The following is a 24,284-nucleotide window of genomic DNA, read 5'->3' as shown; positions in this document are numbered from 1 at the left end:
CACCGCGTTCAAGCCCCGCAAAGGGCGGTCCGCCGAGGGCTGGCGGATCAAGCAAAATCAGGAGTGTGAGCGCGGTCGTTCAGCGAGCCGGACTGGTCCCGGCCCGCGGCCTGATCAGGCCTCGGTGGTGCGCAGGAGCGTGCGCAGGATGGCGACCATGCCGTTCAGCGGCCGGTCGTCGCGATAGACCGGAACGGCATCGCGAACCCTGCCGTAGAGGGCGGCGGTGCCGGCGGCCTTGCCGCTGGTATTCGGCTGCATGTCATAGGCCTGGGCGGCGCTCATGACTTCGATCGCCAGCACGGTTTCGAGATTGGCGACGATCGCCAGCGCCTTGTCGGCAGCCGGCGTCGCGTGGGTGAGGATGTCCTCCTGCAAGGCCGAGGTGATGCCGCCGTCGAGGCTGGCGGGGGCCGCAAGCCGCCGGTTTTCCGCGACGAGGCTTGCTGCCGTATACTGGATGATCATGAAGCCGGACGCGACCCCGCTGCCTTCCGCGAGGAAGGCGGGCAAGCCGCTCACCAGCGGATTGACCAGCCGGTCGATGCGACGCTCGGAAATGGCTGCAAGCTCCGCCGTGGCAACAGCGAGGCCGTCCATGGCGAGCCCAAGCGCCGCGCCGATCGCATGGGCCTGCGAATGCACCTCCGGCGCCTCCGGCGAACCGGTGACGACCGGGTTGTCCGTGACGCTGCCCAGTTCACGATTCACCACCTCGGCGACCTGCGCGATGCTGTCGCGCACCGCGCCATGCACCTGCGGCACGCCGCGAAGGCTGAGCGGATCCTGCGTGCGCGAGCCGGCCGATTGCGCCAGCAGCGGGCTGCCGGCGAGCAGGCGGCGAAGATTGTCGCCGACGATCTGGAGCCCCGGCGAGGTGCGCAGCGCCAGCGGTGCTGCGGCAAACGGGTCCGCCTGCGCGCCGAGATTTTCGTAGCTCATCGCCGCTGCCGCATCGGCCCAATCGAGCAGGTGCGTCGTGCGGGCGACGGCAAGGCTGGCGAGGCCGGTGGCGCAGGGCGTGCCGTTGACGAGGCTGAGGCCTTCCTTCGCCCCAAGCACCAAAGCCGCGCGACCTAGCTTTTCCAGCGCCTGCCGGCCGGAAATCGTCTCGCCCTTGTGGCGCGCCTCGCCTTCGCCGATCAGCACGAGGCCGATGGCGGCGGCGTGGGTGAGGTAGCCGACCGAACCCTTCGACGGGACGACCGGCAGGATATCGGCATTGAGCAGGGCCAGAAGCGTCTCGACGGTCTCGACGCGCACGCCGGAATAGCCATGCGCAAAATTGGCGATCTGCGCGGCCATCACGGCGCGGGTCTCTTCCCGGCCGAGCGGTTCGCCGACGCCGCAGGCATGGCTGAACAGGATGTTGCGCGACAGCGCCTGCTGCTGCGGAATGTCCACGATCACGTCGCAGAGCGCGCCGACGCCGGTGTTGATACCGTAGCCGCGCACGCGCTTTTCGACGAGCGCATCGACCACGGCGCGTGCGGAGGCGATGCGTTGCCATGTGTTGTCCGACAGGGAGAGCGCCGCGCCCTTGGCGATGGCGGCGATCTCCTGCCAGGTCAACGGACGATCGAGCACGATCGTATCAGGCATGCTGGACTTCTCCTGCGCCGGCGCGGCGCTGCACGAAGCGGGCGACATAGTCGTTCGCCGGGCTGTTCAAGATTTCACTCGGCGTGCCGACCTGCACCAGCTTGCCGTCCTTCAGGATCGCGATCTGCGCGCCGATGCGCAAGGCCTCGTCGAGATCGTGCGTGATGAAGACGATGGTCTTGTGCAGGTTCTTTTCCAGCTGGAGAAGCTGGTCCTGCATGTCGGCGCGGATCAGCGGATCGAGCGCGGAAAAGGCCTCGTCCATCAGGATGACGTCGGTATCGGCGGCAAGCGCGCGGGCAAGCCCGACGCGCTGTTTCATGCCGCCGGAAAGCTGGTTCGGAAACTTGTTCTCGTAGCCGGACAGGCCGACCGTCTCGATCCATTTCATGCCGATCGGCGCCGCATCCGCCTTCGTCAGCCCGCGCACCCGCTGGCCGTAGACGACGTTCTGCAAGACGGTGCGGTGCGGCATCAGCCCAAAGTTCTGGAACACCATGCTGACGCGGCGGTTGCGGAAGTCGCGCAGGTCCTTGGCCTTGAGGTCCAGCACATTGCTGCCGTCGACGAGGATCTCGCCGCTGGTCGGCTCGATCAGCCGGTTGATGTGGCGCACCAGCGTCGATTTGCCGGAGCCGGAAAGCCCCATGATGACGAAGATGCGGCCGTCCGGAATATCGAGCCTGACATTGTCGAGGCCGACGCTGCACCCGGTCTTGGCGAGGATCGCCGTCTTGTCGGCGCCGTCCTTCGTCATGGCGAGCGCGGTCTTCCAGTTGCCGCCAAAAATCTTGGAAACATTGCGGATCTTGATATCAGTCATTGCCGCGTTCCTTGCCGCTCGATTGGCCAAAACCCTGCGTGATGCGATCGAGCACGATCGCCAGAATGACGATGCCGAGGCCGGCTTCCAGCCCTTTGCCGACGTCGAGCGTCTGGATGCCGTTGAGCACCTGTTCGCCAAGCCCGCGCGCGCCGATCATCGAGGCGACGACGACCATGGAGAGCGCCATCATGATCGTCTGGTTGAGGCCGGCCATGATGGTGGGGGTGGCGAGTGGCAGTTCGACCCCGAAGAGGATCTGCGGCGGGCTGCCGCCGAAGGCGGTCGCGGCCTCCACCACTTCGCTGTCGACCTGGCGGATGCCGAGATCGGTCAGGCGAATGAGCGGCGGCACGGCATAGATGATGGTCGCGAGCACCGCCGGCACCTTGCCGAGGCCGAAGAGCATGATTGCCGGGATAAGGTAGACGAAGCTCGGCATGGTCTGCATGACGTCGAGCACCGGCAGCGTGATACGCCGCATCAGCTCGCTCTTCGCAAGCCAGATGCCCATCGGCACGCCGATGGCGACGGAGATGAGGCTGGCGATCAGCATCAGCGCCAGCGTCTGCATTGTCAGGTCCCAAAGGCCGAGTGCACCGACCGCAAACAGCATGACGGCGACCATGACGACGAGCGAAATTTTCTTTGCGGCGAACCAGGCGAGCGCCAGGAAGACGAGGAAGACGGCCCACCAGGGCAGGCCCCGCAGGATCCATTCGACGAAGAGGATCGCCTGGAGGAGCGTGTGCGAGATCGCCTTGAAGACGAACCCGTAATTCACCACCAGCGACTGCACGAAGTCGTTGATCGGGCCTCGAATGGAAATATTGAAAGCTTCAGGAAACATCGATGACATCCTCGCGCGCGCCGACCGTCGTCCCGGTGGTCAGCCCCTGTCCTGACGGGAAAAGGCTGCGCGTCAAACTTTTGACGCGCAGCCCTGCGATTACTTGACGGCAGCTTCGATGCGCGCCTTGGCATCCGCAGACACCCAGCCGCCCCAGATGTCGGCCTTGGTCTGGAGGAAGTTCTTGGCAGCCGCGACCGCATCGACCTTCTGGTCGGTCATGTAGGCGAGGCTGGCATTGACTTCTTCCAGCGGGAAGGTCGCCTTTTCGAGGATTTCCATGATGTCCGGCGCTTCGCCCGCAAAGGTGCTGTTGACGCCGTAGGCCACCTCGACCGAGGGGAAGGCGCAGCCGGCGTCGCGCTTGCCATCGGCGCTGGTCAGTTCCTTCCAGCAGGCATCATTGTATGCGGGCTCTTCGAGCTGGATCAGCTTGTATTTGCCCATGATCGCCGTCGGGCTCCAGTAGTAGAACAGCATCGGTTCGCCCTGGAGATAGGCGGAGGCAATCGCGGCGTCGAGCGCGGTGCCCGTGCCCGGGCGGAAGTTCACGTAGTTTTCGCCAAGCTTGTAGGCGGCAAGCTTTGCGGTGTTGACGCCTTCGCAGGTCCAGCCCGACGGGCAATTCAGGAAGCGACCCTTGGTGGGCTCTTCCGGATCGAGGAACAGTTCGACGATCTTCGGGTCGGTGAGCTGCTCGACGCTCTTCAGGTCGGGCGCCTTGGCCTCGATGCCCTTTTCGGCATCGCCCTTCACCAGATATTCCGGCACGAACCAGCCTTCCGCAGCGCCGACGAAAGTCTTGCCGACCGACTTCACCTGGCCGGCGGCAGACGCCTTGTTCCAGACGTCGGAACGGCCGATCCACTCTTCGGCGAAGATCTGCACGTCGTTGTTGGCGGTCGCCTGCTCCAGCGTCACGGAATTGCCGGGAATGGAATCGACCTTGCAGTCGTAACCCTTGGCGAGGATTTCCTTCATGACTTCGGTGATGAAGGCGCCGCTTTCCCAGTCGATGCCGGCGAAGGTAACGGTCTTGCCGTCGCTGCAATAGGAGGCCTGTGCCGTGCCGGCGGAGCCGGCGATGAGGGCTACGGCGGCCAGAAGCGAATATTTCAGTTTGGAATTCAGCATTTCAGTTCCCCTTTTTGATGATGGTAACGATGAAAACCAGATTTTCAGGCGGCCACCGGTGTGGCCTCAGGTCATGCGCAGCCTCCGCGACCCCAGGTCGCCTGTTCATTAAGTTCACTATACAACTTGTCTTGCAATGAATGTCATATCGCCTTGCCGTGCGCATCTTCGTCCGCGACATTAAATGTCGCATTAAGCGCTGGTGGTAGATTGGAGTGTTCATGCCTGGACCGGGAGGCGAGGCCTGTTTTTCGGGCAGTCCGGCTTATTTTTCAGGCTTTTTGGAGCGTCGCGGCCCGAAGAAAACTCTGCGAGGAAAGCCCATTGGAATCCATCGATAAAAGGCCAAAGTTGTATATGTAACTTAATGGAGGATGGTAGACAAGTGGATGGCGCTGAATGAAAACTGTGCTTACTTTATCCGGCATATTTTGTAAGCAGGTACTGAGGTTTGAACGCGGGGAGCCACGGCAATGCTGAATGACGACGCCGGACTGCTGGCGAAGGATGCGGGCGAGCGCGGCGCGCCGATCTACGAGCGCATGAAGACGCAGATCCGGGCGAAGATCGAAACCGGCGAATGGCCGGTCAATCACCGCATCCCCTCGGAGAACGAGTTGGTGGACATGCTGGGCGTCAGCCGCATGACGGCGAACCGGGCGCTGCGCGAACTCGCCAATGAGGGCGTCATCACCCGCGTGCAGGGTAAGGGCTCGTTCGTGGCGCCGAAGAAGCGCAGCGCGCTGGCGCTCGGCGTGCGCAACATCGCCGACGAGATTCTGGAGCGCGGCGCGGTCCACCGCACCGAGCTCATCCTCGCCCAGAGCGAGACCTGCGGGCATGAACTGGCGGCGGCGCTGGAACTCGATGTCGGCGCGCAGTCCTTCCATTCCGTCATCGTGCACAATGAAGACGACGTGCCGATCCAGCTCGAGGACCGCTTCGTCAATCCGGCCATCGCGCCGGACTATCTGGAGCAGGATTTTTCCCGCACCACGCCGAACGCCTTTCTCACGAGCATCGCGCCGATCGCCAAGACCGAGCAGTTCATCGAGGCGGTGCTGCCGCAGCCCTGGGAATGCAAGCTTCTCGCGATCGCCCGTTCGGAACCCTGCATCCTCATCCGCCGCCGCACCTGGTCGAAGGACCGCGTCGTGACCACCGTGCGCCTGCTCTATCCGGGCTCGCGCTACCGCCTCCAGAGCAGTTTCTGACCTTCACGAAGAGAGCGCCGGCAGGAGGCCGGCGGATCGTCACGCCCGCTTCCGTCATGCGGGCATCCAGCGCCGGATCGGGTTCAATCAAACGAGCACTGGAGGGGGGCATCGCCAGGAGCCTAGCTGCAAAAAGATTGCGCCGGGCAGCCCTTATGGCGCCAACAATATCTCCACCGGGCGCGTCGGTTGGAAAATGATATCTATAAAATCCATGTAATATCTAGATTATTATCCTCGTTGGCTTGCCAGGAGGATACCATGCCCAAGACCGAATCCAACCCCATTACGCTCGGAACCCGTGCGCCGGACTTCATCCTGCCGGATGCGGACGGCAATCTGTTCACGCTTGCCGAATTCAAGGACAGCCCGGCGCTGCTCGTCGCCTTCATCTCGAACCGCTGCCCCTTCGTCGTGCTGATCCGCGAAGCGCTCGCTCAATTTGCCCGCGACCATGCCGGGCAGGGGCTCGCCGTCGTCGCGATCAACAGCAATGACGCTGCGGCGCATCCCGAAGAAACGCTGGAACGCGTCGGCGCGGAGGTGAAGACCTATGGCTACGATTTCCCCTATCTCAAGGATGCCTCGCAGGGCGTCGCCAAGGCCTATGGCGCGGCCTGCACGCCGGATTTCTTCCTCTATGACCGCGATCGCAAGCTCGCCTATCACGGCCAGTTCGACGATGCGCGCCCGGGCAACGGCAAAGTCGTGACGGGTGCCGACCTGCGCGCGGCCGTCGCTGCCGTGCTGAAGGGCGAGGCCGCCGGTTCGGCCCAGACGCCGTCGATCGGCTGCAACATCAAGTGGACCGCCGGCAACGAACCGTCCTGGTTCCCCGTCGCCGCCTGATCTTGCCGGCCCGCGAGGGCCGGCACCGTCTTCTCACTCCAAAAACCGGAACACCATGGCATCGCGTCGCAAGGAACAGCCCACGCAGGACGGGCGTCTTATCGAAACGGACGTGCTCGTCGTCGGCGGCGGCCCGTCCGCCGCCTGGGCAGCGATCTCGGCGGCCGAGGCCGGTGCCCGCGTCGTGCTGGCCGACAAGGGCTATCACGGCACGAGCGGTGCGACGGCACCATCGAACACAGGCACCTGGTGCGTTCCGCCGGGCGAGGGTCGCGCGGCTTCCGTCGAGCAGCGCTTCAAGCGCACCGCGGGCCTCGCCGATCGCCGCTGGATGCTGCGCTCGGCCGACCGGGCCTACGAGAACCTGCAAAAACTCGTCGAATGGGGCTATCCCTTTCCGAGCGAGGAGGACGGCAGTCTCTATATCGCCAATCTGCGCGGGCCGGATTACATGCGCTTCATGCGCCAGCGCGTGCAGAAGGCCGGCGTCACCATTCTCGACCATCATCCGATCCTCGAACTGCTCTGCGACGAAAACCATGTCGGCGGTGCCGCGGGGCTGGTGCGCCGCAACGGGACGAGCTTCCAGGTGTCCGCGGGTGCCGTCGTGCTCGCGACGGGCGGCTGCGCCTTCTTCGAGCGCATCCTCGGCGGCACAGGGCTGACCGGCGACGGCTATCTCTTCGCCGCGGAGGCAGGCGCTTCGCTGTCCGGCATGGAATTCACCGGCAAATACACGCTCGCCCCGCACGGCTCGTCACTCAACAAGGGCCTGCCCTTCCGCTGGGCAACGTTCTACCGCGCCGACGGCGAGGTCCTGCGCGATGCGCGCGGCGAAGCCGTGACGAACGGTATCGGCGGCGGCGAGCGACAGGTGGCGGAAGCCCTGCTTTCCGGCCCGGTCTACGCCCGGCTCGATCTCGCCGAACCCGCCATGCAGGACTGGCTGAAGCGCGGCCAGCCGAACTGTTTCCAGCCCTACGAGCGCATGGGCATAAACCCGTTCGAGGAGCTCTTTCGCGTCGACCTCAAATATGAGGGCACGGTGCGCGGCACCGGCGGCATCCGCATCGTCACGTCCGATTGCGGCACCGGCATTTCCGGCCTCTATGCCGCGGGCGACGCGGCAAGCCGCGAAAACGTGACCGGCGGCATTTCCGGCGGCGGCGCCATCAATGCCTCCTGGGCGATCTCCAGCGGCTGGTGGGCCGGCCACGGCGCAGCACACCACGCCCGTCGCCGGCAGGCCCGCGACAGTGCAAGGCTGCAACCGCTCGGCACGACGGGCCTGCGCGGCAGCGCCGAGCGCGACGATATCGATCTCGCCGCCGCGGCCCGCATCGCGCACGACCAGATCGCACCGCTCGACAAGAGCTATTGGCGCACGGCGGAGACGCTGGAGGCGAGCCGCGGGACACTGGACGATCTGTGGTCGAGCCTGAACCAGGCGCCGCCCGCGACCGGCATCGAACGCCTGCGTTCGCGCGAAGTCGCCTCGGTCACCGCCAGCGCCCGCTGGACCGTCGCCGCGGCATCGCTGCGCACCGAAAGCCGCGGCGTGCATCGCCGGCGTGATTTTCCGGCCGAGAGCGACGCGCAGGCAAACCGCATCATCGTCTCCGGCCTCGACCGGGTGACGGCGTTGCGCGAGGACCTCGTTCTCGATACGGCGCAGGAGGGCTGAGCGATGATCGAAGTCGTTTCCGCCGAGCGCTGCATCAACTGCGACATCTGCGAGCGGATCTGTCCGGCCTTCGTCTTTGACCGCGACGAAACGGGGTTTCCCGTCATCGCCCGCCAGGACGACTGCCAGACCTGCTTCCTCTGCGAAATCTACTGCCCGACCGATGCCCTCTATGTCGCTGAAAATGCGGATGGCCCGGTCGGCATCACCGAATCCGAAGTCCTCGAACGCAACCTCTTCGGCGTCTATGCCCGTTCGCTCGGCTGGAGCCGCGGGCGCGCCGGAGGGACAAAGAATGATCCGACCCGCCACATTCGCGTGGCGCAGGTTTGAGCGAAAGAGAGATCACCATGGAACGCATCGCCGTCAGCGCCATCCGAAAATCCTTCAACCTGAAGCCCGGCCAGACCGTGACCGTCGATGGCGTCACGTCGAACCGCATCGCCGTGCTGGATGGCGTCGACCTCACCATCGACAGCGGCGAGTTCGTGACGCTGGTCGGCCCTTCCGGCAGCGGCAAATCGGTGCTGCTCGACGTCATCGCCGGGCTGACCGAGGCGACCTCCGGCATCGCCCGCATCGATGGCATCGAGGTCTCGAAGCCGCATGCCCGTACCGCCTACGTCTTCCAGCAATACGCGCTCTTCCCCTGGCGCACGGCCTTGCAGAATGTCGAATATGCGCTGGAGGTGCGCGGTGTCGGCGCCACGGAGCGACGCGAGAAGGCGCTGCATTTCCTGCACCTCTTCGGGCTCCAGGGTTTCGAAGACCGGTTCCCATCGCAGCTTTCCGGCGGCATGCAGCAGCGCGTGGCGATTGCCCGCGCGCTCTCCACCGATCCGCAGGTGCTCTTGATGGACGAGCCCTTCGCCGCGCTCGATGCCCAGACGCGCGACATCCTGCAAAGCGAACTCCTGCGCATCTGGGAGCAGATCAAGACGACGGTCGTCTTCGTCACCCATTCGATCGACGAGGCGATCTATCTCGCCGACCGCGTCGTGGTGATGACGGCGCGGCCGGCGAGCGTCAAGGAGATCGTCGAGATCGACCTGCCGCGCCCGCGCGATCTCGATATCCGCAACAGCCCGGACTTCAACGCCTATCGCGGCCGCGTCTGGGAAAGCCTGCGCGACGAAGTCGGCAAGGCCCAGCGCGACTGGGCCGTTGCTTCCACCTACGCCAACTGAGGGAGGATCGGATGAGCCTGATCGTCGACCGCAACCCGCCGCTTCGCAACGTCCTTTCCTTGCGCCGTAGGCGTCTTCCGCTCAAGGCGCCGACCGCGCTTGGCGAAACCTTTTCCACCATCACGCTCGGCCTGCCGGCACTGATCGCCTTTGCGCTGCTCTGGGAGATCGCGCCGCGTGCCGGCTGGATCAACTCGCTGTTCTTCCCGCCGCTGAGCCAGGTGCTTTCGGTCCTGTGGGAGATGGCCGTCTCGGGCCAGCTTGCCGACCATATCGGCATCAGCCTGCAACGCGCCGCGATCGGCTTTGCGCTCGCCGTCGTCGTCGCCGTGCCGCTCGGCTTCCTGATGGGGCGTTATACGCTGTTCGAGAAGGCGTCGGATTTCCTCGTCCAGACGCTGCGCAACACCTCGCAATTCGCGCTGCTGCCGGTCTTCATCCTGCTGCTCGGCATCGGCGAGGCCTCGAAGATCGCCATCACCTTCTACGCCGCCGTGTTCTTCCTGCTGATCAACACCATCGTCGGCGTCAAATCGGTCGATCCGCTGCTCGTCAAGGCGGCGCGCTCCATGGGTACGTCGGACTGGGATCTGTTCAAGAAGGTGATCTTCCCCTCCGCCATTCCCTCGATCGTCGCGGGCGCGCGGCTCGGCGTAAAAACCTCGCTCTTCTCGGTCATCGCCGCCGAGATGCTCGCGGCCCAGTCCGGCATCGGCTACCTCATCCAGCACTCCTCGCTGATGCTCGAAACCGACCGCATGTATGCCGGCATCCTGACGCTGACGATCATCGGCCTCCTGCTCAACTACCTGCTCGTTGCCGGCGAACGGCGCGCCACGCATTGGCGCGGCAGCGGCGAAAGCGGCCCGAACTGAGCCTTTTGAAACGCAAACATCCTTGAACCATCGATCTCGAAAGGATCACCCCATGACGCTCCGTCGAACACTTCTGAAACTGGCGCTCGCGCTTTCCATTCTGCCGGCCGCGGGCTTCGCTCCGGCCTTTGCCGATGAGGCAAAACTCGACGTCATCCGCATCGGCTCCACCGCGCCGGGCCACCTGAAATTCATCCTCTATCGCAACAAGAAGCTGCTCGAGGACGAGTTCGCCAAGGACGGCATCAAGATCGAGCTGACCACGTTCGACGGCGGTTCAGCCGCGACCGTGGCGCTCGGCTCGGGTGCCATCGACTTCACCTATATCGGCAACAACCCGTCGCTGCGCCTCGCCGCGACCGGCGCCGACGTGAAGCTCATTGGCCTCTCCAGCTGGAACCGCTCGAACGAGACGCAGATCGTCGTGGCGCCGGGCTCGTCGATCCAGAAGATCGAGGATCTGAAGGGCAAGAAGGTCGCCTATCTCTCCGGCACCGTGCGCCATTCGACCTTCGCCAAGGCGCTGAAGGCGGCGGGCCTTTCCCTCACCGACGTCGAGAGCCTGAACCTCGGCATCGAAAGCTCCGGCCCGGCGCTGGTGCGCGGCGATGTCGATGCGATCGTCGAAAGCACCGGCCCGGTCCAGGCGCTCGTCGAAAAGGGTGCGGCGCGTGTGATCTTCGATGCCGGCGTGTCGGGAAGCCCGGAATGGGCGGTGCCGCACCTCCTCAGCGTCAACGGCGACTTTGCCCGCAAGTACCCGGATATCGTGGCGCGCCTGCTGGCCGTCGACATTGCGACCGCGCGCTGGGCCGACGCCAACCCGGACGAAACGATCGCGATCTTCGTCAAGGAGACCGGCAACAGCGACAGCGCCGTGCGCGCGACCTATCCGGACGGCAAGTTCTTCCAGGATCCGCAGATCACCGAAGAGGCAGTTCGCTCCCTCCAGGGCGAAGAAACCTTCATGGCCGATTCCGAGCTTCTGAAGGGCAAAGTGAACTACGATACCTGGATCGACCGCTCCTTCTACGATGCGGCGCTCAAAAGGGTTGATGCGAGCAACTGATCTTGTAGGCTTGGGTGCCGGCGCCTGTGCGTCGGCGCCCCTTTTTCGAATTTTGTGATGTCTTCCATTCCGTCTCCGCCCATACCGCTGCATCGCACCCGCATGGTCCCGGCGGTCGTCGCCGTGGCCTTCTTCATGCAGATGCTCGACAGCACGATCATCGCGACGTCGCTGCCGGCGATGGCGCATGCCTTTTCCACGGATGTGGTGACGCTGAACATCGGCTTCACCGCCTACCTGCTCGCCATGGCGGTGTTCATTCCGCCGGCAGGCTGGCTCGCCGACCGGTTTGGCGCCCGCGAAGTGTTTCTCTCCGCCATCGTGCTGTTCACGCTCTCCTCCGTCGCCTGCGGCTTTTCCGGCTCGCTTGCGGAATTCACCGCGGCGCGGCTGTTCCAGGGCGCCTCCGCCGCGCTGATGACGCCGGTCGGGCGCCAGCTCGTGCTGCGCGGTGCGCCGAAGGCCGAGCTGGTGCGTGCGATCGCCACCATCACCTGGCCGGCCCTGATCGCCCCCGTTATCGGCCCGCTGATCGGCGCCTGGATCACCACCCATGCCGGCTGGGAATGGAACTTCTTCATCAACCTGCCGCTCGGCCTCGTCGGCGTCGTGCTCGTCGTGGTCTTCGTGCCGCATGCGCCGGGCGAGGGCGCGCGCCGCTTCGATCTTGCAGGTTTCCTCCTGACCGGCGGCGCGCTGGCGCTGACGCTGGCGGGCCTCGAGCTGTCCAGCGCCTCGACGGGTGGCGCCGGCGCACTGGCGATCCTCGCCTCGGGCCTCGTGTTCGGGTGGCTCGCGGTCCGCCACCTCAAGCGCGCGCCGCATGCCCTTCTCGACATGGCGGTGCTGAAGGTGCCGACCTTTGCCTTCGCGACGCTTTCGGCCGGCACGGCCGGGCGGCTCGCGGTCAATGCCACGCCCTTCCTGCTGCCGCTGCTGTTCCAGGTTGGCCTCGGTTACGACGCGGTGGAAACGGGCTCGCTCGTGCTCGTCTATTTCCTCGGCAACCTCCTGATGAAGAGCGTCACGACCCCGGCGCTCCGCCTCTTCGGCTTCCGCTCGCTGCTCGTCGTCAACGGCTTGGTCGCGGCGCTGACGATCGGTGCCTTCGCCTTCGTCGACGGCGAGACGCCGCGCCTCCTGCTCTTCGGCCTGCTGATCGCCTGTGGCCTGTCGCGCTCGATGCAGTTCACCGCGCTCACAACCATCGCCTTTGCCGATGTCACGCCGGCGCAGCGCAGCGCGGCGGCAACGATCTCCGCCATGTTGCAGCAACTGGCGCAGCTTCTCGGCGTCGCCGTCGCCGCCGTGGTCATCCGCCTCGCCTCCGCCTTTTTCCCCGAGATGAGCGGCGGGGGCATGCTGATGGATATCCGTGCCGCCTTCCTTTGCATCGCCGTGATCGGCTTCGTTTCGGCGCTGCGCTTCCTGGCGCTGCCCCGCGATGCCGGGGCTGAAGTCTCCGGCCACCGCGGCTGAGGGCGCGCGACCCGGATTTTTGACGTGTTGCTAAGCGGCGCCCGGCCGGACCAATATCCTGCCCGTGAGATTCGCAACGGAAAGCACGGCATGACCATGATCGACGACAAACGGCTCGAAGCGGAGATCGACGCGCTTCCGGCCCGGTTCCAAGGCCCGGGTGGCGTTATCGGGGTGGTCAGCGAAGGGCGGGTGGTGGCGCGCCGCGCCTGGGGATTTGCAAACCTCGACGACCGGCGCGCGATGACGCCGGATACGCGGCTGCCGATCTGCTCGATCTCCAAGCAGTTCACTTGCGCGGCCATGTTCGCCCTGTGCGGCGAGCCCGAGGCCCTGGATGCACGGCTTCCCGCGCACCTGCCGAATTTCGAACGCCCGCTTCCGACGGTGCGCGACCTCTGCAACAACCAGTCGGGCCTGCGGGATTACTGGGCACTCACCGTCCTCCACGGCGGCCGGGCGGAGCAGAGCTTTTCCCGCGCCGATGCGGGCCCGGTCCTTGCCCGCATGCGAAGCGGGCATTTTGCACCCGGCACGCGCTATTCCTACAGCAACGGCAATTTCCGCATTCTCTCGGATATGCTGGAGGAGCTTTCCCCCGAACCGCTCGAAGCGCTCTACGCCCGCCACATCTGGCAGCCGGCCGGCATGGCCGGCGCGGTGCTGACCGCCGATACCCGGCAGCCGGCGGATGGCGTGGTCGGCTACGAGGGCAATGACGCCGCCGGCTACCTGCCCGCGGACAACGGCATCTACTGGAGGGGCGATGCCGGCATTTCCGCCTCGCTCGACGACATGATCGCCTATGAGCGCTGGATCGATGCCTCGCGCGACGACCCCGCCAGCCTCTACCAGCGCATCGCCGCGCCGCAGACGTTTCGGGATGGCAAGCCGGCTGCCTATGGTTTCGGCCTGCAACATTCCCGCCTCGGCGATTTCGCCTTCACCAGCCATGGCGGCGCGCTCCGCGGCTTCCGCGCCTACCGGATGTGCTCGACGGAGGCGCGGCTCTCGGTGGTGGTTATGTTCAACCACCACGGCGATGCCCATGGCGCGGCACACAGGCTGGCGCGCGCTGCGCTCGGCCTGCCGCATCCGACGTCACAGCCGCTGCGCGGGAACTGGGCGGGGCAGTGGATCAGCCGGGAAACCGGCCTTCTGGCGCGGCTGGAGTCGGGCCGGGAGACGGTCTCCCTGCGGTTCGGCACCTCGGTCGAGGCGCTGTCGGAAGCGCCGGACGGCAGCCTCGCCTCCGCGACGGTCAAGGTCGCCCGCGCCGGCGAGGACCTGCTGATGGAGCGTCCGCACGAAAATTTCGCCGAGCGGCTGGTGCCGGTCGCCGCCGTTCCGCCGGTAGCGGATACAGGTATCGCCGGGCGCTATCGTTCATCCGAGCTGGAAGCGGATATCGTCATCGAATGCCGCGACGGCGGCACCTATCTCTGGGCGGAGGGGTTTCTCGGCACGGGCCGCCCCGAGATCGTCTACCCCGTCGGCCCCGACCTGTGGATCGTCGTGACCCGCCGCTCGATGGACGCGCCGGCGCCGGGAGACTGGACGCTGCGCGTCACCCGCGATGCCGCAGGAGATGTCACCGGCCTGACGCTTGGCTGCTGGCTGGCGCGCGGCATCGGCTATGTAAAACAGGCATGATTGGGGTTCTGCCAAAAGCGAATTGGCCAAGCCGGCCGCAAAACCTCACGTTGCGTCCGCAGGAGAAGGCGCCGCCCGTTCGGCGCTTGGAGGGAGCATTGCATGGCAGTCCGAATTGAAGCCGATCTCATCCTACACAATGGCCGCATCTGGCGCGGCCGGGAGGAGGGCATCAGCAACGCCGTTGCCGTTTGGCAGGGCAAGGTGCTGGCCATCGGCAGCGACGCCGATATCCTGGCGCTCCGGGGACCCGGCACGGAGGTCATCGATCTCGAAGGCCGTTTTGCCAGCCCCGGCCTCATCGACAACCACCTGCACCTGATTGCGACCGGCATCGCCATGGGCTTTGTCGACGCCACGCCCGCGGCAGCCCCGACGCTCGCCACGCTGATGGCGGCAATCGCCGAGCGCGCGGCGGCGACGCCGAAGGGCGGCTGGGTGCGTGCCCGGGGCTACGACCAGGTCAAGCTCGATACCGGCCGGCATCCGACGCGCGCCGATCTCGACCGCGCCGCCCCCGATCACCCGGTCTATCTGACGCGGGCCTGCGGCCATGTCTCGATCGCCAATTCCCGTGCGCTGGCGCTTGCCGGCGTCGACGAGGCGACACCCGTGCCCGATGGCGGCGTGATCGGCGTCACCGAGGGCCGGTTGAACGGCTTCCTCGCGGAAAACGCCCAGAATCTCATCAAGGCCGCCATGCCGCCGGCGACGACCGAGGACCTCATCGACGGCATCGAGCGGGCAGGGCGCCATCTCCTGTCCTTCGGCATCACGAGCTGCATGGATGCGGCGGTCGGCCATGTTGCCGGCTTCGCCGAAATCCAGGCCTACGAGATGGCGAAACTCTCCGGCCGCCTGCCGGTGCGCGTCTGGCTGACGCTGCTCGGCGATCCCGGCGTCTCCATCGTCGAGGACGCCTGGCGGGCAGGGCTGCTCTCCGGGGCGGGCGACGACATGCTGCGGGTCGGCGGGGTGAAGGTTTTTCTGGATGGTTCGGCCGGCGGGCGCACCGCCTGGATGACGAAACCGTACGAGGGCGAGCCCGACAATATCGGCGTGCAGATGCTGCCGGATGAAACGGTCGAGGCGGTGGTCAGGGATTGCCATGACCGCGGCTACCAGATGGTCTGCCACGCCATCGGCGACGGGGCGATCGAGCAGCTCATCACGGCTTACGAAAAGGCGCTCGCCGCCAATCCCGATCCAGACCGCCGCCACCGCGTCGAGCATTGCGGCTTTTCCACACGTGAGCAGAATGAACGCATGAAGGCGGCCGGCATCCTGCCCGCGCCGCAGATGGCCTTCATCCACGATTTCGGCGACAGCTACATTTCCGTGCTCGGGGAGGCGCGCGGCAAGTCGTCCTACCCGATCGGCAGCTGGATGCGCATGGGCCTTAAACCTTCCACAGGCTCGGATTCGCCGGTCTGCTCGCCCGATCCCTTCCCGAACCTGCACGCGATGATCACGCGCCAGACCGGCAAGGGCACGGTGATGGAGGCTTCCGAACGGCTGAGCGCGGAGGAGGCGCTCCAGGTCTACACGGAATACGGCGCCTGGTCGCAGAAGGCGGAGGCGGTGAAGGGGCGGCTGGTGCCCGGCCAATGGGCCGACATCGCCGTCTTCGACAACGATCTTCTGGCTGCCGCGCCGCAGACCATCCTGTCGGGCACACGCTGCCTGCTGACCCTGCTTGCAGGCCGCGTGGTGCACGACGCGCGCTAAAGGCATGCAAACCTCAATCGAAGGCGACGCGCACCCACACCTATATGCGCGACTGATTAACCCAACCGTGGCACGTCACCCGATCAACCGGGAGAGGAGCGTCAGGAACTGCTCGCGGGCGCCCATGCCGCCGAGCCGTTCGAGACAGTCCGCCTCGAAATCCGCCTCGGCGCGGCGGGCGTCCGCCAGCAGGTGTTCGCCGGCAGGGGTGAGGTACAGCGCGTGGGAGCGCCGATCGTTCGGGGCGCTGCGCCGCTCCGTCAGGCAGCGGCTTTCGAGGTCGTTCATCAGCGCCACGAAATTCGCCCGCTGGATTCCGAGCGCCGTCGCAATCTCCGATTGTTTTCGTCCCGGCCGTTCAGCGATCAGCGCCAGCACGCAGAATTCGGCGGGGCGCAAATCGACCCGGGAGAAATGGTGGAGGAAGCGATGAACGAACTGGCCATGCGCCCGTCGCAGCTGATGGACGACGCTTTGCGCGACAGCGGAGGCTTCAAGGACGTCTGCAATCGTGGGTTCGTAGGTTTGGCTTATCTTTTCCATGCCTGGCCATCTTTCTCCCACCCGGTTGCGTTTCCGGCATACGGCCTGTCCTAGAGCATAGGAGCAAGTTCGCCGTGCGCAAGATGCGGGACCGTTGATTGCAGGAATTTTCTATTCGCAATCAGAGGGTGAGAAATTATTTTGCTGAATTTCGCCTTCTGGTTGGCGCCTCGAATCTCGTCGGGGCATCTTCACTCAACCCAAGGATAGGTTTGCCGGCCTCAGTCGAGTGCGAATCGGTTGAGGCGGTCCCTCAGCAGCGCGATCGTCCCGACGTCGGCATTGGCGAAGGCGAAGCGCAGGTAGCCTTCCTGGCGGGCGCCGAAATAGCTGCCGGGGAGGCAGAGGATGCCGGCTTCCCTGGCGAGCTTCTCCGCCACGCGGGCGGAGGGTGCGGCGCCGAACGGGTGGCCGATGAAGGCGAAATAGGCGCCGACTGCGCCGACGCGCCAGGACGGAACGCCGGCCATCGTCGAAAGAAGCCCCTCGACCCGCCGGGCGATCTCGCGGCGGTTTTCCTCGCGCCAGTCGGCCAAAAGCGGCAGCGCGGTGGCGACGGCGGCCTGGGCGGAGCGGGGCGGGCAGATCTGCAGGTTGTCCATGATCTTCGCCACCTGCGTGACGACATCGGTACCCGCGGTGATCGCGCCCAGGCGATGGCCGGGAATGCAGAAGGATTTGGAGAAGCTGTAGAGGCCGATCAGCGTGTTTTCCCAGCCCGGGCGGCCGAACAGGTCATGCGGCCGGCCGGCACCCGCCGGCAGGAAGTCGCGATAGGTCTCGTCGAGGATGAGCCAGACGCCGCGCGCGGCGCAGAGGTCGTAGATCGCCGCAAGCAGCGCCGGCGGATAGACCGCGCCGGTCGGGTTGTTCGGCGAGACGAGGGCGACGGCGCGCACATCCGGGGTGATGGCTGCGGCGAGGGCATCGATATCGGGCAGGAAACCGTTTGCCGGGTCGCAGGCGGCGAACCGGGTTTTGATGCCCAGCATGGCGAGCGTGGTTTCCTGGTTGAAATAGTAGGGGTCGGTCATCAGCACGGCATCGCCGGCGCCGGCGATCGCCATGGCGGCGCAGATGAAGGCCTGGTTGCAACCGGCCGTCACATGGATGTTGCCGGCCGAAAGCGCGACGCCGTAGGTCCCGGAGACATGGTCGGCATAGGCCCTGCGCAAGCTATCCTCGCCCTCGATCGGCCCGTAGCCGGTATAGGCGCGCGAGGCGGCGTTTTCGCCCAGCAGGCGCAGCATGTCGGGATGCGGCGGATAGCCGGGCACGGCCTGCGACAGGTCGATCATCGGGCCGCTGCGGCCGTCATAGGCACCGCCCCAGGCGAAAACGGAAGGGATCGGCGGCGGGGCGAGGGATTCGACGAGCGGGTTGAAGCGAGGCATGGTCATGTCCGTAAAATCGGGGTCGTGAACATCAGGCGCGGGTCTTGCGCTGGGTGGGGGCGGCCCGGCGCTTGGCCGGAGCCGAAATCGGGCGAAGGTTTTCCGCCGCGCGGCCGCTGCGCCCGCGCAGGATCATGCGGGCGGAGGTCTGCGGTTCGGGCATGCTTTCCTCGAGCGAGGCGAAGAACCAGTCGATGAACACCTTGACGATCGGCGTCTGGCGCACCGCCTGCCGGCAGGCGACGTAGAAGGCGTCGTAAGCCGGCACCGTGAGGTCGAAGGGCACGACCAGTTCGCCGCGGGCGATCAGGTTGCTGGCGGTGATGGTGTCGCCGAGCGCGATGCCCTGGCCGTGCAGGGCGGCCTCGGTGGACAGGCGCGCGTCGCTCATGAAATGCTGGCGGCCGCGCACCACGTCGACGGCATCGGCGGCGGAAAGCCAGGTGTTCCATTCCCGCCCGTCGTCGCCATGGAACAGCGTGTGGTCTGAGAGATCGCGCAGCGACCGCAGCGGCCGGCTGTTCAGCAGCGTCGGGCTGGCGATGGGGAAGAGTTGCAGCTTCGACCAGAGCCGCGTCCAGCAGTCCGGCCAATTACCGTCGCCGTAGAGCAGGCAGACATCCGTGTCGAGCGAGCGCAGGTGGTCCGGATCGTTGGAGGCGATGAGCGTGACGCGCACGCCCGGAAACTGGTCGGTAAAGGCGTTGAGGCGCGGGATCAGCCAGAGCGACAGCAAAGCCGGCACGCAGGTGACGGTCAGGTTGCCGCTGGTCTCCGGCTGTTTCATCAGCGCGGTCGCCGCCGCGATCTCGCCGAAGGCATTGGTGACGGCCGGCAGCAGCAGCGCGCCCTGCGGCGTCAGCTTCAGCCGCTTGCCGCCGCGCTCGAACAGCACGGTGCCGAGCGATTCCTCCAGCGCGCGGATCTGGTGGCTGACGGCGCCATGCGTCACGTTCAACTCTCGCGCTGCGGCCGAAACGGCACCCCGGCGGGCAGTCGCCTCGAAGGCGCGAAGCGGGTTGAGCGGTGGCAGGCGCGAGGCCATGAAGGGATCCTGATCCGTGAGTTTTTCTCACACCAAACGCTATAACAATATCAATTGATTTTCCAGGCGTTTTATAACGATAATGTAAAAAACGAGGGCAAAGCCCCGGGGGAAGAGAGTTTGGACGCTTCTTGCACCGGCCCCCGGTCTGCCCGCATTCCAGATAGGTGAGGCACAGACGATGGCGAACAGCAAGCTCGACGAACTCAAGGCGAAATACGGCGCGAGCCATGGCGGCGAAATGTTCGACCCCGCCTTCCGCAAGGTCGCCGACAAGATCTTCTCCAAGAACGGCACGCGTCTTGCGCCCTATGCCGGCGTGCCGACCTTCCTCTCCGCCCCCCATATGCCGGTCGATGCCAACGAGCCGGATTTCGGCAATCTTCAGGTCGCCATCACCGGCGTGCCGATGGACCTCGGCGTGACCAACCGTCCGGGCTCGCGCTTCGGACCGCGCGCCATGCGCACCATCGAGCGCATCGGCCCCTACAACCATGTGCTCGATTGCGCGCCGGTGCAGGACCTGCGCGTGGCCGATATCGGCGACGTGCCGTTCCAGAGCCGCTACCGCCTTGAACTCAGCCATGACGACATCGAGAAGCGCTTCAACCAGATCGTCGATGCCGGCGTGATCCCGCTTGCCGTCGGCGGCGACCATTCGATCACGCACCCGATCATGAAGGCCGTCGGCAAGAAGCAGCCGGTCGGCATGATCCATATCGATGCTCATTGCGACACCGGCGGCTCCTTCGACGGCACCAAGTTCCACCACGGCGGTCCGTTCCGCAACGCCGTGCTCGACGGCGTGCTCGACCCGACCCGCACCATCCAGATCGGCATTCGTGGCTCGTCGGAATATCTCTGGGAGTTCTCCTACGAATCCGGCATGACCGTCATCCATGCCGAAGAAGTGAACGGCCTCGGCATCCCCGCGATCATCGAGAAGGCCAAGGCCATCGTCGGCGACGGCCCGACCTATCTTTCGTTCGACGTCGACAGCCTCGACCCGAGCTTTGCGCCGGGCACCGGCACGCCGGAAATCGGCGGGCTGACGACGCGCGAGGTGCTGGAACTGATCCGCGGCCTCAAGGGCGTCAACCTCGTCGGCGGCGACGTGGTGGAGGTGGCCCCGCAATATGACGCGACCACGAATACCGCCCAGGCGGGTGCGCAGGTGCTCTTCGAAATTCTGAGCCTGATGGTATTCAGCCCTTCCGTGGCGCGGACCGCCTGACATACAATAGCAACAACGGGAACGCTCCGGCCAAATCAAGCGGCCGGCCTAACAGGAGAAAGACCACTATGCGTGACATCCTCAAGACCAATGTGAGCCGCCGCGCCGTATTGGGCGCCGGCGTCGCCGGCGCTTCGCTGCTCGCCATGCCGGCGGTGCTGCGTGCGCAGGACAAGTCGCTGAAGGTCGGCGTCTACGGCGGTTACTTCAAGGATTCGTTCGACAAGAACATCTTTGCCGATTTCACCAAGGAAACCGGCATCGCCGTCGAATCCGTCGCCGAGCCGACCGGTGAAGCCTGGCTCGTGCAGCTGGAGCAGGCCGCCAAGGCCGGCCAGGCGCCCGCCGACGTCTCCATGATGTCGCAGGTCGCCATGCTGAAGGGCCAGACCACCGAACTCTGGGCGCCGCTCGACACGGCGAAGATCCCGAACGCCGCCAACCTCATCGACCATTTCGTCAACAAATATCCGGATGGCCGCATCGCCGGCATCGGTGCCGTCGCCTGGTACATCACGCTCGTCACCAACACGGATGTCTTCAAGGAAGCGCCGACCTCCTGGAACGCGCTGTGGGATCCGGCCAATGCCGACAAGCTCGGCCTGCTGGCGCTCGTCTCCAACTCCTTCCTGCTGGAAGTGACGGCAAAGACCCATTTCGGCGGCACCAACGCGCTCGACACCGAGGAAGGCCTCCTCAAGGCTTTCGAAAAGCTCGCCGAAGTGAAGCCGAACGTCCGGCTCTGGTATCGCGACGAGGCGCAGTTCGAACAGTCTCTGAAGTCTGGCGAAATCCCGATGGGCCAGTATTACCATGACGTGACGGGTCTTGCCGCCGCTGACGGCCAGCCGGTCCGCTCCACCTTCCCGAAGGAAGGCGGCATCATGGATTCCGGTTGCTGGGCGCTGTCGCGCGCCTCGGAAAAGGTCGAGGAAGCCCACACCTTCATCAACTACATGAGCCAGCCGAAGATCCAGGCGATCCTGTCGCGCAAGGTCGGCACCGCGCCGACGGTCAAGCGCGACCTCATCGACCTGACGGCCGAGGAATTCGCCGCCGTTTCGTCCGATATCGAGCCGATCATCCCGCGCTACGACCTCTACACCACCAAGGCCGACTGGCTGAACCAGAAGTGGACGGAAATGATCGCAGGCTGAAGCCCGTTCATCCCAAATGTAACCGGCCGGCTGAAAAGCCGGCCGGTCAAGAAACCATAAAACGCCGCGCGGGGAACCCATGTCCGGACTGACTCTCCAGAATATCGTCAAGCAGTTCGGCACGTTCACGGCCGTCAAGAATGTCGAACTGACCGTGCCGCACGGCACCTTCGTCTGCCTGCTCGGCCCCTCCGGCTGCGGCAAGACCACGCTGATGCGCATGGTGGCCGGCCTCGACCTGCCGACCAGCGGAGCGATCCAGCTCGACGGCAAGGACATAACCAATGTGCCGACGCACAAGCGCGATCTCGGCATGGTCTTCCAGTCGCTGGCGCTCTTCCCGCACCTGACGGTCGGGGAGAACATCGCCTATTCGCTGCGCATTCGCGGCATCGGCAAGGAGGAGCAGAAGAAGCGCGTCGACGAGCTTCTTTCGATGATCCACCTTACCGGCTATGCCGACCGCCCGGTCGCCAAGCTTTCCGGCGGCCAGCGCCAGCGCGTCGCCATCGCCCGCGCGCTCGCCATCTCGCCGAAACTCTTCCTGCTCGACGAACCGCTCTCGGCCCTTGACGCCAAGCTGCGCGAAGCAATGCAGGTCGAGCTTCGCCAGCTCCAGCAGCGCCTCGGCATCACCACCATCGTCGTCACCCACGACCAGCGCGAGGCGATGACCATGGCCGATACGGTCGTGGTGATGAACAGCGGCGAAATCCGCCAGGCCGCCGCCCCCGTCGAGATCTACCGCCGCCCGGCCGATACCTTCGTCGCCGACTTCATCGGCATGACCAACCTCATCGATTTTTCCGCCGACAGCACCGGCGCCAACGTGCTCGGCACGCCGGTCACGGGCCTTGCCATTCCCGCCGGCCTCACGTCCGGCGTGCTCTCGGTGCGCCCGGAAGACGTGCACCTGACGGCGCCCGGCAACGGCGCGATCTCCGGCACGGTCACCTTCGTGCGCGATCTCGGCGGCACGATCGAGACCTTCGTGGAGGCCGGCGGCAAGCAGGTCGTCGCCGTCTCCATGCCGAATGCGCGGCCGGATGTTTCCATCGGCCAGGCGGTCGGCATCCAGCTCAACCCGGCCGACTGCGTGGTGCTCAAGTCATGAGACGAGAGCCCCCGCAAAAACTCACCGACTATGGCCCGCTGTTCTTTCCCGCGGGCATGCTGATCGTCTTCTTCGTCGTGCCCTTTGCGACGATGATCGCGGTCTCCTTCTTCCGGCGCGATCCGTCCGGCTTCTACACGCCGGATTTCGTCTTCGACAATTATGCCCGCTTCCTCAGCCTGTTCTTCGGCAAGGTGCTCGGCTTCTCGCTGTTCCTCGCGGTCATGGTCGCGATCTGCTGCGTCGTGCTCGCCGTGCCCTTCACCTATCTTCTGTCGCGCGCCAAGCGCCGGACGCAGGTGCTCTGGCTGGTGGCGCTGCTCTCCATCCTGTCGCTCTCCGAGGTCATCATCGGCTTTGCCTGGTCGACGCTCTTCTCGCGCACCGCCGGCATCACCAATCTCCTCGTGATGCTCGGCGTCATGGAGCAGGCGGTGGCGCTCAACCCGAGCTTCGGCGCGGTGCTGACCGCCATGGTCTACCAGGCGCTGCCCTATACCGTGCTCGTGCTCTACCCCGCCCTCGTTCGGCTCGACCCGACGCTCACAGAAGCCGCGCGAACGCTTGGCGCCTCGCCGGTCAAGTCCTTCTTCACTGTCGTCGTGCCGGCGCTGCGCAACACGATCGTGGCGACGCTGATCATGGTCTTCATCTTCGCGCTCGGCTCCTACCTGCTGCCGCAGATCCTCGGCCGGCCGCAGCACTGGACGCTCTCGGTGCTGATCACCGACCAGGCGATCTACCAGTCCAACATGCCGTTCGCTGCCGCCATGGCCGTGTTCCTCGTGCTCGTCACGCTCGGCCTCGTCGCGCTCACGGTCTATGCCGGCCGCAAGGGAGAAGCCGCATGAACGCGTTTCTGCAGAAGGCCTATTTCGGCCTGATCGGTCTCTTCCTGTCGCTGCCGCTCATCGTGGTGGCCGGCGTCTCGGTCAACGAAAAGCAGGACCTCGCCTTCCCGCCGAAGGGCTTTTCGCTCGGCTGGTATGCCGAGATCTTCACCAATGTCGAATGGCGCAACGCGCTCTTCGCCTCGATCACGCTGGCGGCGCTGTCGGCCGCCGTGGCGCTGCTCATCGCGCTGCCGCTCGCCTGGTTCCTCTGGCGGCGCCATGCGCCCTGGGCGAACATCTTCCAGCTGCTCGGCGTCGCGCCCTTCACGCTGCCGCCGGTCATCACGGCGCTGGGTCTCCTCACCTTCTGGGCGGCGACCGGCTTCTACGGCCAGCCGGCGACCGCCGTCATCAGCCATGCGATCTTCTTCGTGACGCTGCCGCTGGTGACGCTGTCGCTCGGCTTCTCCTCGATCGACCGTTCGCTGGTGGAAGCGGCCGCGACCATGGGCGCCGACGACCGCACGATCTTTCGCACCGTTGTCCTGCCGCTGATCCTGCCCTACCTCATCTCCGGATATGCGTTCGCCTTCGTGCTGTCGCTCAACGAATACATCGTCGCCTACATGACGATCGGCTTCACCATGGAGACGCTGCCGATCAAGATCTTCAACGCGTTGCGCTATGGCTACACGCCGACGATGGCCTCGGTCACGATCCTCTTCGTCGCGATCGCCGCCACCATCTTCGGCCTCGTCGCGCGCTTCGGGGACCTGCCGAAACTGCTCGGCGCGATGTCGACAAAGGACTAGGAGCA

The 24,284-nt window shown here is 65.5% G+C and carries 22 protein-coding genes; 15 read left to right on the top strand and 7 right to left on the bottom strand.

Annotated features, from left to right (window positions below; all coding sequences use genetic code 11):
• Positions 1-114 precede the first annotated feature (114 nt).
• The 4 genes from VGN93_RS21775 to VGN93_RS21760 form a co-directional block, all read right to left on the bottom strand.
• Entirely contained in the window at positions 115-1,602 is a 1,488-nt protein-coding gene (locus VGN93_RS21775; protein ID WP_327509114.1) for a histidine ammonia-lyase, read from the bottom strand.
• Positions 1,595-2,425, bottom strand: coding sequence for a glycine betaine/L-proline ABC transporter ATP-binding protein (locus VGN93_RS21770; protein ID WP_327509113.1), 831 nt, complete (start codon positions 2,423-2,425; stop codon positions 1,595-1,597). Before VGN93_RS21770 ends, VGN93_RS21775 begins: the two co-directional genes overlap by 8 nt.
• Positions 2,418-3,275 (bottom strand): proline/glycine betaine ABC transporter permease, encoded by an 858-nt coding sequence (locus VGN93_RS21765; RefSeq protein ID WP_327509112.1) that lies wholly within the window; start codon positions 3,273-3,275, stop codon positions 2,418-2,420. The genes VGN93_RS21770 and VGN93_RS21765 overlap by 8 nt, the downstream gene beginning before the upstream one ends.
• Before the next feature lie 99 nt (positions 3,276-3,374).
• The gene (locus VGN93_RS21760; protein WP_327509111.1) at positions 3,375-4,409 is read right to left on the bottom strand and encodes an ABC transporter substrate-binding protein; all 1,035 of its coding nucleotides are present in this window, start codon (positions 4,407-4,409) and stop codon (positions 3,375-3,377) included.
• A 473-nt stretch (positions 4,410-4,882) separates the two neighbouring features.
• Between VGN93_RS21760 and hutC the strand changes: the two genes are divergently transcribed.
• The 10 genes from hutC to VGN93_RS21710 all read left to right on the top strand — a co-directional run bounded on the left by hutC (position 4,883) and on the right by VGN93_RS21710 (position 16,147).
• Positions 4,883-5,623: a histidine utilization repressor gene (gene hutC / locus VGN93_RS21755; RefSeq protein WP_319314449.1), complete on the top strand. Its 741-nt coding sequence runs from the start codon at positions 4,883-4,885 to the stop codon at positions 5,621-5,623.
• Between the two features lie 261 nt (positions 5,624-5,884).
• A complete protein-coding gene (locus VGN93_RS21750) occupies positions 5,885-6,472 on the top strand; it encodes a thioredoxin family protein (RefSeq protein ID WP_319314451.1) in 588 nt (195 codons plus the stop codon).
• A 55-nt stretch (positions 6,473-6,527) separates the two neighbouring features.
• Positions 6,528-8,156, top strand: a complete 1,629-nt coding sequence (locus VGN93_RS21745; RefSeq protein WP_327509110.1) for an FAD-binding protein — start codon at positions 6,528-6,530, stop codon at positions 8,154-8,156.
• Between the two features lie 3 nt (positions 8,157-8,159).
• Positions 8,160-8,489: a ferredoxin family protein gene (locus VGN93_RS21740; RefSeq protein WP_327509109.1), complete on the top strand. Its 330-nt coding sequence runs from the start codon at positions 8,160-8,162 to the stop codon at positions 8,487-8,489.
• Between the two features lie 17 nt (positions 8,490-8,506).
• A complete protein-coding gene (locus VGN93_RS21735; protein WP_319314457.1) occupies positions 8,507-9,343 on the top strand; it encodes an ABC transporter ATP-binding protein in 837 nt (278 codons plus the stop codon).
• 11 nt (positions 9,344-9,354) lie between these two features.
• Positions 9,355-10,218, top strand: a complete 864-nt coding sequence (locus VGN93_RS21730; protein ID WP_319314459.1) for an ABC transporter permease — start codon at positions 9,355-9,357, stop codon at positions 10,216-10,218.
• Between the two features lie 52 nt (positions 10,219-10,270).
• Positions 10,271-11,287: an aliphatic sulfonate ABC transporter substrate-binding protein gene (locus VGN93_RS21725; protein ID WP_327509108.1), complete on the top strand. Its 1,017-nt coding sequence runs from the start codon at positions 10,271-10,273 to the stop codon at positions 11,285-11,287.
• Positions 11,288-11,344: 57 nt separating this feature from the next.
• Positions 11,345-12,766, top strand: a complete 1,422-nt coding sequence (locus VGN93_RS21720) for an MFS transporter (RefSeq protein ID WP_327509107.1) — start codon at positions 11,345-11,347, stop codon at positions 12,764-12,766.
• Positions 12,767-12,856: 90 nt separating this feature from the next.
• A complete protein-coding gene (locus tag VGN93_RS21715; protein ID WP_327509106.1) occupies positions 12,857-14,419 on the top strand; it encodes a D-aminopeptidase in 1,563 nt (520 codons plus the stop codon).
• A 102-nt stretch (positions 14,420-14,521) separates the two neighbouring features.
• Positions 14,522-16,147 (top strand): amidohydrolase, encoded by a 1,626-nt coding sequence (locus VGN93_RS21710; RefSeq protein ID WP_327509105.1) that lies wholly within the window; start codon positions 14,522-14,524, stop codon positions 16,145-16,147.
• 75 nt (positions 16,148-16,222) lie between these two features.
• Here VGN93_RS21710 and VGN93_RS21705 read toward each other — a convergent pair whose 3' ends face one another.
• From VGN93_RS21705 to VGN93_RS21695, 3 genes are all read right to left on the bottom strand, one after another.
• Positions 16,223-16,690, bottom strand: coding sequence for a MarR family winged helix-turn-helix transcriptional regulator (locus VGN93_RS21705; RefSeq protein WP_327509104.1), 468 nt, complete (start codon positions 16,688-16,690; stop codon positions 16,223-16,225).
• 221 nt (positions 16,691-16,911) lie between these two features.
• Positions 16,912-18,084, bottom strand: a complete 1,173-nt coding sequence (locus tag VGN93_RS21700) for an aminotransferase (RefSeq protein WP_327509103.1) — start codon at positions 18,082-18,084, stop codon at positions 16,912-16,914.
• A gap of 31 nt (positions 18,085-18,115) precedes the next feature.
• On the bottom strand, positions 18,116-19,129 hold the full coding sequence (locus VGN93_RS21695; protein WP_327509102.1) for a LysR substrate-binding domain-containing protein: 1,014 nt from the start codon (positions 19,127-19,129) through the stop codon (positions 18,116-18,118).
• Between the two features lie 181 nt (positions 19,130-19,310).
• Between VGN93_RS21695 and speB the strand changes: the two genes are divergently transcribed.
• The 5 genes from speB to VGN93_RS21670 all read left to right on the top strand — a co-directional run bounded on the left by speB (position 19,311) and on the right by VGN93_RS21670 (position 24,279).
• Positions 19,311-20,363, top strand: coding sequence for an agmatinase (speB, locus tag VGN93_RS21690; protein WP_327509101.1), 1,053 nt, complete (start codon positions 19,311-19,313; stop codon positions 20,361-20,363).
• Positions 20,364-20,431: 68 nt separating this feature from the next.
• The gene (locus tag VGN93_RS21685; protein WP_413818622.1) at positions 20,432-21,520 is read left to right on the top strand and encodes an ABC transporter substrate-binding protein; all 1,089 of its coding nucleotides are present in this window, start codon (positions 20,432-20,434) and stop codon (positions 21,518-21,520) included.
• Between the two features lie 79 nt (positions 21,521-21,599).
• Complete coding sequence (locus tag VGN93_RS21680; RefSeq protein ID WP_327509100.1) at positions 21,600-22,634, top strand: ABC transporter ATP-binding protein; 1,035 nt, start codon at positions 21,600-21,602, stop codon at positions 22,632-22,634.
• Positions 22,631-23,485 carry an ABC transporter permease gene (locus VGN93_RS21675; protein ID WP_327509099.1) on the top strand — a complete coding sequence of 285 codons (855 nt, stop codon included), beginning with the start codon at positions 22,631-22,633 and terminating at the stop codon, positions 23,483-23,485. The genes VGN93_RS21680 and VGN93_RS21675 overlap by 4 nt, the downstream gene beginning before the upstream one ends.
• Positions 23,482-24,279, top strand: a complete 798-nt coding sequence (locus tag VGN93_RS21670) for an ABC transporter permease (RefSeq protein WP_319314483.1) — start codon at positions 23,482-23,484, stop codon at positions 24,277-24,279. Before VGN93_RS21675 ends, VGN93_RS21670 begins: the two co-directional genes overlap by 4 nt.
• The last annotated feature ends 5 nt before the right edge of the window (positions 24,280-24,284 follow it).

It is taken from the genome of Shinella sp. (assembly GCF_035998705.1).
In the GTDB taxonomy this organism is placed as follows: Bacteria; Pseudomonadota; Alphaproteobacteria; order Rhizobiales; family Rhizobiaceae; genus Shinella.
This window is presented reverse-complemented; position numbering and strand designations above follow the sequence as displayed.